The sequence below is a fragment of the Stenotrophomonas sp. 220_Sma genome (assembly GCF_056487375.1).
Map to the genome: position 1 here is coordinate 433,196 of NZ_CM151348.1, position 14,810 is coordinate 448,005.

The window sequence follows — 14,810 nt, forward strand, 5'->3', positions numbered from 1 at the left end:
CCACCGTTGCCCACCCGATGAACCTTCCCCTGCACTTCGGCCTGCTCGGTACCCTCGAAGCGGGCGCCATCGCCCTGCTGGTCGGGCTGCTGGTGTACTTCCTGTGGTCGCAGCTGTGCCGGCTCCTGCACTGGACGGTCGGCCACGCGATCGGCTGGTCCTGCGTCATCGCCGTGATCATCTCCGCCGGCATCGATGCCTGGAAGCTGTTCTACATGGGCATCGTGCGTCTGGAGTCGCCGCTGTATGCGCGTCTTTTCCTCGCCACCATCCACGATCCGAACGAACTCGGCAGCCGCGTGGTGCTGGAAATCGCCGGCGCGCTCGCTGGTGTTGCCCTCGGCTGGGTGGTGTTCAGTTCGCGGTCATCGGCTCAGAACGTCGACTGACGCAGGTTTTTCGTTCGCTGCCGGTTAAATCAGGCAGCGCTGAATGCGCAGCTTATGAGCCACTCACTTCATGCTAACCACCGCGCTAAAGCATGCGCGTAGGCGAGTGGTTAATCGTGCGTGTTGACGCCGGTCGCGGGGCAAAATCGATTCAGAAAGGCGGTGGCAGGGTAGGTGCCGTGCGGAGACAACACGCCGCGCAACACCACCCAATTGGTAGGAGACACCCCTGATGACTATTCGCAACCGCAAGCCCCTGATCGCCCTGATCGTCGCCGCCGGCAGCGTGCTGGCCATTCCGGCGATGGCCCAGTCGGCCAAGCAGCAGGCCGCGCAGGCACAGAACGAGGCCGCGCAGGCGCAGCAGTCGGCGGCACAGGCAGGGCAGGCGGCTGACCAGGCGACCAACGCGGCCGCAGCGGCTTCGGCACAGGCCAATGGCGGTGGCCAGACCTGGGCCAGCATCGATACCGATGGCAACGGCACCATCAGCAAGACCGAGGCGCAGGTGAACGCTGGCCTGGCCCAGGTGTTCGACCAGGCCGATACCAACAAGGACGGCGAGCTGAGCGCCGATGAGTACAAGGCCTACGTGGCCGCCCAGCAGGCCGGTGCAGGTGCCGGCGCGGCGCAGGGCCGCTGATCCACGCCTGATTCGGGAAGACCGGTGCATGGGGACCCGGGCGGCTGCGGCCGCCCGGGTTTTTATCGTCACCAGCACCCCTGTATCCTTGTGCGATGAACACCCCCACGCCTGCGCCGTCGCGCGCCATCGGCCTGGTCGGTTTTGACGGTGACGATACGCTGTGGAAGAGCGAGGACTACTACCGCAAGGCCGAGCAGGATTATCTTGACCTGCTGTCGCGCTACGTCGACGTGCATGACACGCAGACCGCGCGCCACCTGCTGGAAGTGCAGCAGCGCCACCTGGGCACCTTCGGTTACGGCGTGAAGAGCATGACGCTGTCGATGATCGAAGCGGCCATCGACATCACCGGCCAGCGCATCGAGGCCAAGGACATCCAGCGCATCCTGGACATCGGCCACGACACCCTGCGCCACCCGGTCGAACTGATCGACGGTGTGCGCGAAGCGGTGGCGGCCATCGCCGAGCACTACCCGGTGGTGCTGATCACCAAGGGCGACCTGTTCCACCAGGAAGCCAAGATCAAGGTCGCCAACCTGGCCGAGTTGTTCCCGCGCATCGAGATCGTCTCCGAGAAGGACCCGGAGACCTACGCCCGCGTGCTGGCCGAGTTTGACCTGCCGATGCAGCGCTTCGTGATGGTCGGCAACTCGCTGCGCTCGGACATCGAGCCGGTGGTGACCCTGGGCGGCTGGGGCGTGCATACCCCGTATGCAGTGACCTGGGCCCACGAGACCCAGCACGGCGTGGCCGACGACGAACCGCGCATGGTCACCGCCGACACTGCCCACGATTGGCCGGCCGCACTGGCGGCGATCGAGGCCAAGGCCTCGGCGGCGGCCTGACAGGACCCGGCGGCTGCGGCAGAATCGGGGCATGAACGTCCGACTGCGCGCGCTGTTGTTGTCCTTGCTGCTGGTGCCGGCCACCGTGCTGGCCCAGCAGACCGCCGAGCGTTCGGCGGCCTACACGGTGGAAACCGGTGACCGTTGGGTCGATGCCCAGCTGCAGGACATCAACCACTACGCCGAACGCTACCCCGACGCCTTCCTCGACGAGGTGTCGCGCTATGCCGAGGTGCCGCGCGGTTACATCAGCGCGCTGTTCACCACCCATGGCTGGCAGGCCGGGGATATCTACTTCGCCTGCTTCTGGGCCAAGGCCAGCGGCCAGACCTGCCGCGACAGCGTGCGCGCCTTCAGCCAGGACCCGGAGGGCGGCTGGGAGGCGGTGGTGAAGCGCATGCCGGCCAAGCCGGACAACCTGCATTACCGCGCCGTGCGCCATGCCATCGTGGCCAGCTACCAGCACTGGGACCGGCCGATCACCCTGGATGCCACCCTGAGGCGCCAGCTCAAGCGGTAGTGCCGCCCGCTGGCCGGCAGCTGCACCCTTCCAGGCATCCCGAGGTTGCCGGCCAGCGGCCGGCACTACCGATTTCCTTCATGTTGCTCTGCATATCGCCGCGGCCCCGCGCTCCGGCGACAATACGGGTTCGAGCTGTTCCCCGTTCCCGTAATCGAGTGACTGATGAGCGCCTCTTTCGTTTCGCCTGATGTGATCCGCCGCCTGTTCGCGCAGGCCATGTCCCGCATGTACCGCACCGAAGTGCCGCTGTACGGCACGCTGGTGGAACTGGTGGAGCGGATCAACGCGCAGGTGCTTGACCAGGACCCTGCGCTGGCCGCGCAGCTGCAGCGCAACGACGAGCGCGCGCGCCTGGATGAAGAGCGCCACGGCGCGATCCGGGTCGGCACCGTGCAGGAACTGGCCACGCTGCGCCGCCTGTTCGCGGTGATGGGCATGTACCCGGTGGGCTACTACGACCTGTCTGTGGCTGGCGTGCCGGTGCACTCAACCGCGTTCCGCCCGCTCACCGGCGCCGCGCTGGCGCAGAACCCGTTCCGCGTGTTCACCTCGCTGCTGCGCCTGGAGCTGATCGAAGACGAAGCGCTGCGTGCCGAATCGGCAAAGATCCTTGCACGTCGCCGCATCTTCACCGAGGGCGCGCTGGCGCTGATCGAGCAGGCCGAGCGTGACGGCGGCCTGTCGCAGGCCGATGCCGGGCGCTTCGTCGATGAAGCACTGGAAACCTTCCGCTGGCACGGCGATGCCACCGTCGATCTGCCGACCTACCACGCGCTGCACAACGCGCATCGCCTGGTGGCCGACGTGGTCAGTTTCCGTGGCCCGCACATCAACCACCTGACCCCGCGCACGCTGGATATCGACGCGGCGCAGGCGGCGATGATCGAGCATGGCATGGCCGCCAAGGCGGTGATCGAAGGCCCGCCGCGCCGTGCCTGCCCGATCCTGTTGCGGCAGACCAGCTTCAAGGCACTGGAAGAAGCCGTGCATTTCCCGGACAGCGAGGGTGGCGATGCCGGCACCCACACCGCGCGCTTCGGCGAGATCGAACAGCGTGGCCTTGCGCTGACCCCGAAGGGCCGCGCGCTCTACGACCAGCTGCTGTCGCAGGCACGCGATGCCGGTGGCGAAGGCAGCACCGGCGGCGACTACGGCCAGCGCCTGCAGGCGGTGTTCGCCAGCTTCCCGGATGACCATGACACGCTGCGCCAGGAAGGCCTGGGCTATTACCGCTACCAGCTGACCGATGCCGGCCGCGCCGCGCCGGAGCGCGTGGCCGATCTGCCGGCTGAAGTACTGGTGGCCGCGGGCCTGGCCACGGCCGACCCGATCGTCTACGAGGATTTCCTGCCGGTCAGCGCCGCAGGCATCTTCCAGTCGAACCTGGGCGGTGAAGAACAGCGTGCCTATGCCGCGCATGCCAACCGCGAGGCCTTCGAGCAGGCGCTGGGCGTGGCGGTGAATGACGAGTTCGAGATCTACGAGCGGCTGCAGGCCGAATCGTTGGCGAGCCTGCGCACCGCGTGAAGGTAGAGCCGGCCGCTGGCCGGCTGTTCTGGGGAGCCGGCCAGCGGCCGGCTCTACCCGATGTCCGCACCTGGGATCATGGCGCTGCCCTCTGTAGAGCTGAGCCATGCTCGGCTGCCCAGGAAAGCAGTCGAGCATGGCTCGACTCTACAAAAGCGGGTTTCAGCTCTTCATCGTGCCGGTATCCAGCCAACGCTGGTGCCACGACAACGCTTCCGGCAGCAGATGCGGGGTGTGCTTGCCGTAGCTCTCGCGGCTGGCGCGGTCGAAGTAGTCCTGCAGCTGCGGGCGGAAATCCGGGTGCGCGCAGTTGTCGATCAGCACCTGCGCACGCTTGCGCGGGGTCAGGCCACGCAGGTCGGCCAGGCCCTGTTCGGTGACGATCACCGACACGTCGTGTTCGGTGTGGTCCACGTGGCTGGCCATCGGCACGATCGCCGAGATGGTGCCGTTCTTCGCGGTGGACGGGCTCAGGAACGCCGACAGGAAGCCGTTGCGGGCGAAGTCACCGGAACCGCCGATGCCGTTCATGATCCGCGTGCCCATCACGTGCGTCGAATTGACGTTGCCGTAGATGTCCACCTCGATCATGCCGTTCATGCCGATGCAGCCGAGGCGGCGCACCAGTTCCGGATGGTTGGAGATCTCCTGCGTGCGCATGATGATGCGCTCGCGGTAGAAATCGATGTTCTCCTTGAACGTCTCGTTGGCCTGCGGGCTCAGCGCGAAGCCGGTGCACGAGGCATAGCTCAGCACGCCGTCACGCAGCAGGTCGAGCATGCCGTCCTGGATCACTTCGGTGAACGCGGCCAGGTCGCGGAAACCACTCTTGGCCAGGCCGGCCAGCACCGCGTTCGGAATATTGCCCACGCCTGACTGCAGCGGCAGCAGGTTCGGCGGCAGGCGCCCCTTCTTCACTTCGTGCTTGAGGAACTCGATCAGGTGCGAAGCGATCTGCTCGCTGGTCGCATCGATCGGGCTGAACGGGCTGTTGCGGTCCGGGCCGTTGGTGCGCACCACGGCCACGATCTTGTCCGGGTCGCAGCGCAGCGCGGTGTCGCCGATGCGGTCGTTGGCGTTCACCAGCGGAATCGGCTTGCGGTGCGGTGGCAGCGCGGTGCCGTAGTAGATGTCATGCATGCCGTCGACGCCGGCCGGCTGCCATTCGTTGACCTCGACGATCACCTTCTTGGCCAGGTCCAGCCAGGTCTTGTTGTTGCCGACCGAGGTGGAGGGCACCAGCGAACCGTCTTCGCGGATGGCCGAGACTTCGATCACGGCGGTATCGATCTCGCCATAGAAGCCGAACCACACGTGCTGGGCCACGTGGCTGAGGTGGATGTCGATGTAATCCAGCTTGCCCTCGTTGATGCGGTTGCGCGCATCCGGGTCGCTCTGGAACGGCATGCGCATGGCGATGCCATCGGCCTTGGCCAGCGCGCCATCGAGTTCCGGCGCGGTGGAGGCGCCAGTCATCAGGCTGATCTGGAAGGGCTGGCCCTGGGCATGCACCGCTTCGATGCGGCGGGCCAGTTCGACGGGAACGGCCTTGGGATACCCGGAGCCGGTAAAGCCGCTCATGGCCACGGTTTCACCGGGCTGGATCAGCGCGGCTGCGGCCTCCGCGGAGACCACGCGGTCACGGAGACGCGCGTTGGCGATGCGATCAACAGACATGACGACACGTGTTGCTGGGGGGAATTCCGATTATCGGCCATCCTCCTCCGTACGGGGGGTTCTACCTTCGTGGAATGGCTTTTCCCCGCAGGGGTCACCCCTACCCACCGGTTTTGTTTTGCAGTGCAGCGTGCAAAGTGCTTTCGCAGCCCGCACGATGGACCTGCATCCCGACGTGGGGGAGGGAGCAGAGCCCGCTGGCAGTTCGCTGCAAGCGGGCTTTTTTATTGCCTGTCGTCCAGTATGAATACGCGGTCTCCATTATCGGTAGTGCCGACCGCTGGCCGGCAACCCCAGTAACCTTCGGCAGGATCATCGGATTTGCCGGCCAGCGGCCGGCACTACCGGGTCCGTTGCGTCCCGGCCGGGTCGATACAATCAGCCCATGAGCCTCGCCACCGCTGACCTGCCCGCCACCCTGCAGCCTCTTGTCGACCGCGCCTTGGCGCGCCTGGCCCAGGTCCTGCCCGAGCCCATCCCGGCCAACCTGCTGCCGTTGCTGACCCGGCTGGCGGTGGCCAGCGACTTCGCACTGGACACCCTGGTGCGGCAACCGGCCTTGCTGGCACAGCTGGCCGCGCCCGGCTGCCCGCCGATCCCAGCGCCGGTGCTCGATCCGCTGCAGCCCAGCGACTGGCCGGCGCAGATCCGGCGCTGGCGTACCGCGATGTCCACACGGCTGATCTGGCGTGACCTGGCCGGCCTCGACGACGTGCCGCAGACCCTCGCCGGTGCCACCACCTTGGCCGAGGACTGCCTGCGGCTGGCACTGGACGCCCTGCAGCAGGAATTCGCCCAGCGCCACGGCGTCATCGCTGATGAACATGGCACGCCGCAGCAGCTGGTGGTGTTCGGCCTTGGCAAGCTGGGCGGTGGCGAGCTCAACTTCAGTTCCGATGTGGACCTGGTCTACGCCTACCCGCATGGCGGCGAATCCGACGGCGCGCGCGCACTGGCTGCCGAGGAGTATTTCGCGCGCCTCGGCCAGCGCCTGGCCAAGCTGCTGGACGAGACCACCGTCGATGGCTTCAGCCACCGCGTCGACCTGCGCCTGCGTCCGTTCGGCAGCGCCGGCCGCGTTGCACTCTCGTTCGCGGCGATGGACCAGTATTTCCAGCGCGAGGGCCGTGATTGGGAGCGCTATGCCTGGCTGAAGGCGCGCGCGGTGGCCGGCGATATCGAGGCCGGTGAGGCGTGGCTGCAGACCCTGCGCCCGTTCGTGTACCGCCGCTACCTGGATTTCACCGCGCTAGACGGCCTGCGCGAAATGAAGGCGGCCATCACCGCTGAAGTCGCACGCCGCGAACTGCACGACGACATCAAGCGCGGTGCCGGTGGCATCCGCGAGATCGAATTCCTGTGCCAGGCGCTGCAGCTGATCCGCGGTGGTCGCGAACCGGCATTGCGCGAGCGTCGGCTGCTGGTGGCGCTGGACGCACTGGTGGCCGCCGGGCAGATCGCGCCCGAGGATGGCAGCGCATTGCGCGAGGCTTACCTGTTCCTGCGCCGGCTGGAAAACCGCCTGCAGATGCTGCGTGACGCGCAGACCCATGTGCTGCCCAGCGACGCACTTGACCGCGAACGCATCGCCGTTGGGCTCGGCTATCCGGACTGGGAGGTGCTGCGCGCGGCGCTGGCCGTGCAGCAGCAGCGGGTCAGTACCGAATTCGCCGCGCTGCTGGCGCCGCGCAAGGGCCAGGCCGCGCCCGATGCACTGGCCAACTACTGGCGCAGCCTGCCCGAAGGCAGCAACGCACCGCTGCTGGCCGAAGCCGGTTTCCTCGATGCCAACGGCGCTGACCAGTCGCTGCGCGATTTCGCCCAGGGCACCGGCGTGAAGTCGTTGTCCGATGCCGCGCGTGCGCGGCTGGATCGCGTGCTGCCCGCGCTGCTGCATGCGGCCACGCGTTCGCCGCAGCCGGATGCCGCGCTCAAGCGCGTGCTCGGCCTGTTGCAGGCGGTGCTGCGCCGGACCAGCTATCTCGCCTTGCTGGACGAACAGCCCAGCGCACTGGCGCGGTTGGTGGACGTGCTGGCGCGCAGCGCGCTGCTGGCCGAACGGTTGGCGGCGTATCCGCTGCTGCTGGACGAACTGCTGGACGTGCGCGTGTCCGGGCCGATGCCCGATGCCGCCGGCATGCTGGCGGAGTGCCAACAGGTACTGGTGGTGGAAGATCCGGAATCCGCGCTGCGCTGGCTCAATGAAACGCGGCTGGCACTGAGTTTCCGCATGGCGATGGCCACGCTGGATGGCCGCCAGGGCGCGGTCGACAGCACGCGGCAACTGGCCGAACTTGCGCAGGCGGTGGTGGTCACCGTGCTGGCGATGGCCGAGGCGGACATGCGTGCCGCACACGGCGAGATTCCCGGTGGCCGCTTCGCGATCATCGGCTATGGCAGCCTTGGCGGCCTTGAACTGGGCTTCGGTTCCGACCTGGACCTGGTGTTCCTGCACGACAACCCGGCCGGCGTAGATGCCAGTGATGGCGCGCGTCCGCTGGAGCCGGGGCGCTGGTATGCGCGCCTCGCGCAGAAGGTGATGGCGCTGCTCGGTGCGGTGACCGCCGCCGGGCGCCTGTACGACATCGACGTGCGCCTGCGCCCGGATGGCGGCAAGGGTTCACTGGTGTCTTCGCTGGCCAGCTACACCGAATACCAGCGCGAACGCGCGTGGACCTGGGAACACCAGGCACTGGTGCGCGCGCGTGGCGTGGCCGGCGATGCCAGCCTGCTGGCCGACTTCGAGCAGGTGCGTGCGCAGACGCTTGGGCGTGAGCGCGACACGGGTGTGCTGTACGCGGACGTGCTGAAGATGCGTGGCCGCATGCGCACCGAACTTGACCGCAGCGATGCCGCGCGACTGGACCTGAAGCAGGGCGCCGGTGGCGTGGTGGATCTGGAGTTCCTGCTGCAGACCGGTGTGCTCGCGCGCAGTGCACAGCACGTGGCGTTGCTGCAGCCGCGCGATACGCCATCGTTGATCGATGCGTTGGCCGTTGCTGGTTTCCTGCCGGAAGACACGGCGCAGGCATTGCATGGAGCACATGCCACGCTGCTGGACGTGGGCCTGGCCTGCACCCTGGACCGGCGCCCGCGGCTGGCACCGACCACGCCCGCGATTGAAGAGGCGTGTGCCGCGATTACCGCCGCGTGCATCGCCGCGGAGCTGCCGTTCGCCTGAGTGGGGGCACCCGCCAGCGCAATGGCCTGCTTTGGGTGGGTGCCGACCGTTGGTCGGCACAATCTGTCGGCAGCGATGGGTTCTGCAGGGCGTGCCGACCAACGGTCGGCACCCACCGGATCAATGGCCGGCGATGACCCGCTGTTGGTAGATGCCAACCTTGGTTGGCATGAATGCAAAGCGCCAACCAAGGTTGGCGGCTACCAGATCAATTGCTCGGCGATGGTCGCCGTTGGTAGGTACCGACCGTTGGTCGGCACCATCTGTCGGCAGCGATGAGTTCTGCAGGGCGTGCCGACCAACGGTCGGCACCCACCGGATCAATGGCCGGCGATGACCTGCTGTTGGTAGATGCCAACCTTGGTTGGCATGAATGCAAAGCGCCAACCAAGGTTGGCGACTACCGGATCAATGGCCCGGCGATGACCCGCCGGATCAATGATCTGAGCATTGGCCTGCTGTTGGCACCTACCAGAGCAACGGCGGTCAGCTGGTGGTGCGCAGCGGCGCCATCTTCCACAACAGCGCGCGGAACGGGGCCAGCAGGCAGACGCCGATCGCCAGCTTCACCGCCAGGTCGCCGGCAGCCCAGCTCACCCACGGCAGGGTCGAACCGGCGAACGCGATCGACCAGAAAATGGTGGTATCCACCGTCGCGCTGCAGGTGGTGGCCACCATCGGTGCGCGCCACCAGCTGCCACGCCGCAGGCGGTCGAACACGGTGATGTCCAGCAGCTGCGCCACGATGAAGGCCGAGCACGAGGCAATGGCGATGCGCGGGGTGGCCACCCAGATCGACAGCAGCACCGCCACCGCGAAACCGATCCACGCCACGCGGCGGGCGGGGCCCGGGCCGAAGCGGCGGTTGATCAGGTTGCTGACCAGGAACGCGACCGGGTAACTGAAAGCACCCCAGGTCAGCCAGTCGTTGATCGGGTACTGCACCAGTACGTTGGACAGCAGCACCACCGCGCCCATGGCCAGCACCGCCAGCACCAGGGCGCGGGCGGTCAACGGGGCAAACACAGGGGCAGGACGCACGGACATGGCGAGCCAGGGGGACAAAGGGGATCGCCCATTATCCGCCCGGCCCGCGGCAATGCCAAAACCGGCCGTTCAGCTTTACAGCGTTTCGCTCATCACATCGCCGGCGGCATAGGCGGTCGGCACATAGGCCAGCGCCTGGCCCTGCGCGCTCTTCACGGTCCAGCCGGCACCCGCGTCGGTCGGGTCGAAGCGCACCTGCTGGCCGACGACGAAACCGGCAATCGGGTCATCGCCTGCAGCCGCCGGCCATTGCAGCGTTGCGGTCTGGTCGGCCTTGCCGGGCACCTGCAGGTGCACCTGGCGATCACCGGTTGGCGTGGTGGCGACCTGCTTCACTTCCATCGGTGGCAGCGGCACCGCCGGCGTGCGTGCGGCGACCTTGCCGTTGCGCTCGCTGGCCTTGAACGGGGCCTTGGACAGTTCGGCCAGTCCCATCGACGTGGCCAACGGAATCGACAGCACGATCAGCGACGTGACCAACACGCTGGCCTGGCCGCTGTTCAACTGCGGCGCGGCGCCGGCATGGACGGTGGGCACCACCAGCGCCGAAAGCAGCAGGGCAGTGGCGGGAACGCGCAGGCAACGGAACATGGAGACCTCCTGGTCAGGGTGGGGACGGCGGCTCAGCGCCGGGTGTCGAAGATGTCGCGCGGGCCGGTGGCCTCGGGTAGATATTCCAGTGGACGGCCCTGGTTGTCCTTCAACTGCCATCCCTGGTCGGCGCCGGTCGGTTCGAAGTTCACGGTCTGGCCCACGGTGAACTGCACGGCGGGATCGCCGATGCCGCGCGGGTACTGCATCGATGCGGTGTTCTGCGGGTCGTTGGCATCGCGCAGCAGCACTTCGCGGCGGCCATCCACGGTGGTGGCGATCGCACTCACCTGCATCTGCGGCAGCTTGATCTGCTGCGGGCGGGCCAGCGGCTGGCCAGCATCGGCGGCATCCTGGGCTTCCTTCGCCGCCGCCGCGCGGGCCGACGTCACCATCTGTGTGGACATCTCCAGGCTCGGTCCCTGCGGGCCCGGGTCGTGGATGATCACGATGCGGCGCTCTGCATGAGCGGCCGTGGACCAGGCCAGGCTTGCGACGATCAGCATCAGCATCGGCATCAGGACGGCGGGCAGGGTACGCATGTCGTTCTCCTTGCTGGATTCAGGGCGTGGCGGCGGCAGCACCAGCTACCGGCACGTGAGGGATCACCAGTTCCTGCTGCAGCTGGCTGCGCTGGTGCAGGAAATCGAACACCGATTCCACCGTCACCACCGAATAGTTGCCGGAGATGCGCTCGCCGGCCGGATGGTCGGTTGTGGTGGCGTTGGCCACGAACAGACGCGCACCCACGCGCTTGCCGAGGCCGATATGCAGCACGCTGGGCTGGTACTTCTGCTGGCGCAGCCACTGCTGCGCCTGTTCGCGCTTGACGATGGCCGGCGCGCCTTCGGTCTGCGCCATCGCCGCGGCCAGCACTTCCAGCACCCACTGGTTGGAGTTCTGGTAGTCGGTGGCAAACGGGTAGGCAACCACGTTGTATTTGGTTTCGTGCAGTGCCTTCGGCTGGATCGACGGCGACACCAGCATCGCTTTCAACGCGGCACGCAGTTGCGCCGAGGGCACGCCGATGCGCAGGTCGGTATGGCCGCCGCTCTCACCGACGAAGTTGCCCAGCCCTTCGTGGTACAGCTGCGAGCTGTCGGTCTTGCAGCGGTTGAGCAGGTGCATCGCGCGCCAGCGGCCATTGTCCTCACGCACCAGGAAGGCCAGGTGGCTGTGGCGCAGGCCGTAGCGGCTCAGATCCTGGCCACCGCGCGCGGCCACCACCACGTCCACATCGGGCAGCGCGTCCAGGCGCTCAGCGGTGGTCCAGGCCACGTCCAGCATCGCCGCCTGCGCGGCCACGCTCGGGTAGCGCTCGCGGCATTCGGTGCTGTTGGCCCAGGCCGGTGCGGTCGCCAGCAGGCTGGCGATCAGCAGCGCGGCGCGCGGCAGGTGGGAGAAACGATCCATGTCGATACCTTCAACGGCGGGCAGGCCCGCGCGCCGATCATACGCTGCTCAGCGCAGGGGACGATCCACGCCCTTGCGCTGGAGCTCCTTGTCGCAGGCATCGCTGATCGGGGCCACCGGCAGGGGCGGGCGCTGGCCCTTCGGATCGCGCAGCGCCGGTTGTTCGCGGTACGCGTCCAACTGCTGCTGGCATTGATACGAAATCGGATCCAGCTCGGTGGGCGTGGTGGAGCAGGCAGCGAGCAGGGCCAGGGGCAGCAGGAGCAAGGTACGCATGAAGACGTTCAGAGTGATGGGGGAAGCTGGACTCTAACCGCGCAGCTGGATCGAAATGTTCAGAAATCGCTGGATACCCCGGTAGTGCCGGCCGCTGGCCGGCAATGTCAGGATCTTCGGTAGCGCGTAGAGCATTGCCGGCCAGCGGCCGGAACTACCGCAATGCCAGGCGCTGTTTCACTTCTGCCGCGATCCGTGCGGTTTCGCGCAGTGGCTCGATGCGGTTGTACTGCCAGTCCAGCCAGTGCGCCTGCAGCCGGCCGCGCTCGCGCAGCTGCTGCTGGAAGCGTGCCAGCCGGCCCTGCACGGTATCGGCCAGCGCCACCATCACCGGCATGCGCGTGGCGCAGGCTTCAGACAGCAGATTCACCGAATCGGGCGAGACCACCACGCGGTTGGCCCAGCCGAGCAGGCCGCCATAAGGATTCGTACCGTCGCCGCCGTCGCCCCAGATCACGTGCGGCAGGTCGGCGAACGTCGCGCGCAGGATCTCGGCCAATGCCGGTGGCGTGCGCCGCGAAGTCGTGGCCAGCAGGCTGCCGCCCTCAGCGCGGATCTGATCGGCCAGCGCCTGGAACACGCCCACCATCGCGGTCTCGTCCCAGGGTGCCAGCGGCGTCGGCCCGCCCACCAGCAGCGCGGTGCGCGGGCCAGGCAGGGTACTGAAGCCAGCGAACGCGGCGCGGCCCCAGGCCAGCCAGTCATCATCCACCGGGTTGAGGCTGCCGAGCAGGGTCAGCACGTTGCTGCCACGCAGGGCATCGTGTTCGGGCACCACCACCATGTCCCAGTGGCGGGCATTGATGCGCGGGTCGAGGATCTGCACCACCTGGCTGCCACGTGCGCGCAGCACGCGCAGTGCGCCGGCGGCCTGACGGCCACAGCCGATCGCCAGCGGCGGTGCGTCCGCGGCGAGTGACGCGAAAGCCTCGCCATAGCCGTTCACATCACCGGGCAGCCGCCGCGGCGACAGCCAGCGCCAGGGTGCGCGGGGCTGCAGGACCAGCGGGCGATGGGTGCCCTGGCGCAGCGCAGAGGCCAGCGCGACCGCCTGGCGGACATTGCCCGCACGGCCGTCCGTGACCGTCCAGGGCGCACTCGATCGTTTCACCTGTGGCATTAATTCGTTTCAGCCCTGCTGGGTGTTGCAACAGTCGCGACACTCTACACTGCGGCTCGTCGTTTCGCCCCGCGCCGCCCGCGGGCACTGACTTCCCTTAGCCGCCCTGGAGATCCACCGATGTCCCACGCGCTCGACGCTGCTGCCCTCGACCAGCTGTTCCGTACTGCCCGCACCCAGAACGCTTTCCTCGACAAGCCGGTCCCGGCCAGCCTGCTGCAGGAACTGTATGACCTGGTGAAGTGGGGCCCGACCGCCGCCAACACCACGCCGGCCCGTTTCGTCTTCGTCACCTCGAAGGAAGCCAAGGCCAAGCTGGCCCCGGCCCTGTCCGAAGGCAACCACGACAAGACCATGGCCGCCCCGGTCACCGTCATCATCGGCTTCGACCTGGACTTCCACGAGAAGCTGCCGTACCTGTTCCCGCACACCGATGCCAAGGCCTGGTTCGACGGCCCGCAGGAAGGCCGCCACGAAGCCGCCATCCGCAACGGCAGCCTGCAGGGCGCCTACCTGATCCTGGCCGCACGCGCGCTGGGCCTGGATGCCGGCCCGATGTCGGGCTTCGATGCAGCCAAGGTGGATGAAGCCTTCTTCGCTGGCACCTCCATCAAGTCGAATTTCCTGGTCAACCTGGGTTACGGTGACTCGGCGGGCCTGTTCCCGCGTCTGCCGCGCCTGTCGTTCGACGAAGCGGCGCGCATCGCGTAAGTCGCTGTATCGGTTTCGGGCCTGCCGTCCCGTGGCAGGCTCTTGCTGCACCGTGTACCCACCCTACGATCCGGAGAGTTCCTCAGATGAGCGCCACCCGTAAACTGCTGCTGCCGCTGGCCCTGACCCTGGCCATCGCCGCCTGCTCCAAGCCGGCCGACACCGCTGCCCCGGCTGCTGACGCTGCCGCCCCGGCCACCACCGAACAGGCTGCCACCCCGGCTGCCGACGCCGCTGCCGCCGCGCCGGCCGCCGAAGCGATCAAGATCGCCTCGGGCACCTACAAGCTGGACCCGACCCACACCGACGTGCTGGCCCAGTGGAGCCACTTCGGCTTCTCCAACCCCAGCGCGCACTTCGGCAACGTCGAAGGCACCCTGGTGTACAACGCCGAAGACGTGACCAAGTCCACCGTGGAAGTGAAGCTGCCGCTGAGCGGCCTGAACAGCTTCACCGCGAAGTTCGACGAGCACCTGAAGAGCGCCGACTTCTTCGACGCCGCCAAGTTCGCCGATGCCACCTTCAAGAGCACCAAGGTGGAAGCCGCTGGCACCAACAAGCTGACCGTCACCGGCGACCTGACCATCAAGGGCATCACCAAGCCGGTCACCCTGGACGTCACCGTCAACGGCGGCGGCGAGCACCCGATGGCCAAGGTTCCGGCCGCCGGCTTCGATGCCACCACCACCCTGAAGCGCAGCGATTTCGGCGTCGGCGCGTATGCTCCGAACGTCAGCGATGAAGTGAAGATCCGCATCACCACCGAAGCCACCGGCGAAAAGCCGGCCGCTTGATGCACCCAACTCACTCGTCGTGAGAAGGCAGAAGGCCCGCTGAAAAGCGGGCCTTCTTTTTGGGGTTCTG

The 14,810-nt window shown here is 67.4% G+C and carries 15 protein-coding genes; 8 read left to right on the forward strand and 7 right to left on the reverse strand.

The window, feature by feature from the left end; genetic code table 11:
- The first annotated feature begins 17 nt into the window (after nt 1-17).
- The 5 genes from ACZLIB_RS02060 (at nt 18) to hglS (ending at nt 3,930) form a co-directional block, all read left to right on the forward strand.
- A complete protein-coding gene (locus tag ACZLIB_RS02060) occupies nt 18-389 on the forward strand; it encodes a hypothetical protein (protein WP_032968343.1) in 372 nt (123 codons plus the stop codon).
- A gap of 232 nt (nt 390-621) precedes the next feature.
- Nucleotides 622-1,032, forward strand: coding sequence for an EF-hand domain-containing protein (locus tag ACZLIB_RS02065; RefSeq protein WP_004139214.1), 411 nt, complete (start codon nt 622-624; stop codon nt 1,030-1,032).
- Nucleotides 1,033-1,127: 95 nt separating this feature from the next.
- A complete protein-coding gene (locus ACZLIB_RS02070; RefSeq protein ID WP_032130030.1) occupies nt 1,128-1,880 on the forward strand; it encodes an HAD family hydrolase in 753 nt (250 codons plus the stop codon).
- A gap of 31 nt (nt 1,881-1,911) precedes the next feature.
- Nucleotides 1,912-2,400 (forward strand): hypothetical protein, encoded by a 489-nt coding sequence (locus tag ACZLIB_RS02075; protein WP_049400073.1) that lies wholly within the window; start codon nt 1,912-1,914, stop codon nt 2,398-2,400.
- A gap of 165 nt (nt 2,401-2,565) precedes the next feature.
- Entirely contained in the window at nt 2,566-3,930 is a 1,365-nt protein-coding gene (gene hglS, locus ACZLIB_RS02080; RefSeq protein ID WP_478469018.1) for a 2-oxoadipate dioxygenase/decarboxylase HglS, read from the forward strand.
- A 162-nt stretch (nt 3,931-4,092) separates the two neighbouring features.
- On the opposite strand, the gene ACZLIB_RS02085 is transcribed toward hglS, so the two are convergent.
- Nucleotides 4,093-5,607: an acetyl-CoA hydrolase/transferase family protein gene (locus ACZLIB_RS02085; RefSeq protein WP_125429983.1), complete on the reverse strand. Its 1,515-nt coding sequence runs from the start codon at nt 5,605-5,607 to the stop codon at nt 4,093-4,095.
- A gap of 385 nt (nt 5,608-5,992) precedes the next feature.
- On the opposite strand from ACZLIB_RS02085, the gene glnE reads away from it, so the two are divergent.
- A complete protein-coding gene (gene glnE, locus ACZLIB_RS02090; protein ID WP_478469020.1) occupies nt 5,993-8,788 on the forward strand; it encodes a bifunctional [glutamate--ammonia ligase]-adenylyl-L-tyrosine phosphorylase/[glutamate--ammonia-ligase] adenylyltransferase in 2,796 nt (931 codons plus the stop codon).
- A gap of 486 nt (nt 8,789-9,274) precedes the next feature.
- Here glnE and ACZLIB_RS02095 read toward each other — a convergent pair whose 3' ends face one another.
- The 6 genes from ACZLIB_RS02095 to ACZLIB_RS02120 form a co-directional block, all read right to left on the reverse strand.
- On the reverse strand, nt 9,275-9,835 hold the full coding sequence (locus ACZLIB_RS02095; protein WP_004139497.1) for a queuosine precursor transporter: 561 nt from the start codon (nt 9,833-9,835) through the stop codon (nt 9,275-9,277).
- 75 nt (nt 9,836-9,910) lie between these two features.
- Nucleotides 9,911-10,426: a hypothetical protein gene (locus tag ACZLIB_RS02100; protein ID WP_478469021.1), complete on the reverse strand. Its 516-nt coding sequence runs from the start codon at nt 10,424-10,426 to the stop codon at nt 9,911-9,913.
- Between the two features lie 32 nt (nt 10,427-10,458).
- On the reverse strand, nt 10,459-10,968 hold the full coding sequence (locus tag ACZLIB_RS02105; RefSeq protein ID WP_049400082.1) for a hypothetical protein: 510 nt from the start codon (nt 10,966-10,968) through the stop codon (nt 10,459-10,461).
- Between the two features lie 19 nt (nt 10,969-10,987).
- Nucleotides 10,988-11,839: a DUF2145 domain-containing protein gene (locus tag ACZLIB_RS02110; protein WP_478469023.1), complete on the reverse strand. Its 852-nt coding sequence runs from the start codon at nt 11,837-11,839 to the stop codon at nt 10,988-10,990.
- A 48-nt stretch (nt 11,840-11,887) separates the two neighbouring features.
- The gene (locus tag ACZLIB_RS02115; RefSeq protein ID WP_004139505.1) at nt 11,888-12,115 is read right to left on the reverse strand and encodes a hypothetical protein; all 228 of its coding nucleotides are present in this window, start codon (nt 12,113-12,115) and stop codon (nt 11,888-11,890) included.
- 154 nt (nt 12,116-12,269) lie between these two features.
- A complete protein-coding gene (locus ACZLIB_RS02120) occupies nt 12,270-13,235 on the reverse strand; it encodes a mitochondrial fission ELM1 family protein (protein WP_478469025.1) in 966 nt (321 codons plus the stop codon).
- A 120-nt stretch (nt 13,236-13,355) separates the two neighbouring features.
- Here ACZLIB_RS02120 and ACZLIB_RS02125 point away from each other — a divergent pair, with 120 nt between their 5' ends.
- Both ACZLIB_RS02125 and ACZLIB_RS02130 read left to right on the forward strand, forming a co-directional pair.
- Nucleotides 13,356-13,946, forward strand: a complete 591-nt coding sequence (locus ACZLIB_RS02125; protein ID WP_004139510.1) for a malonic semialdehyde reductase — start codon at nt 13,356-13,358, stop codon at nt 13,944-13,946.
- Nucleotides 13,947-14,032: 86 nt separating this feature from the next.
- Nucleotides 14,033-14,740, forward strand: coding sequence for a YceI family protein (locus ACZLIB_RS02130; RefSeq protein ID WP_005407837.1), 708 nt, complete (start codon nt 14,033-14,035; stop codon nt 14,738-14,740).
- Nucleotides 14,741-14,810: the final 70 nt, after the last annotated feature.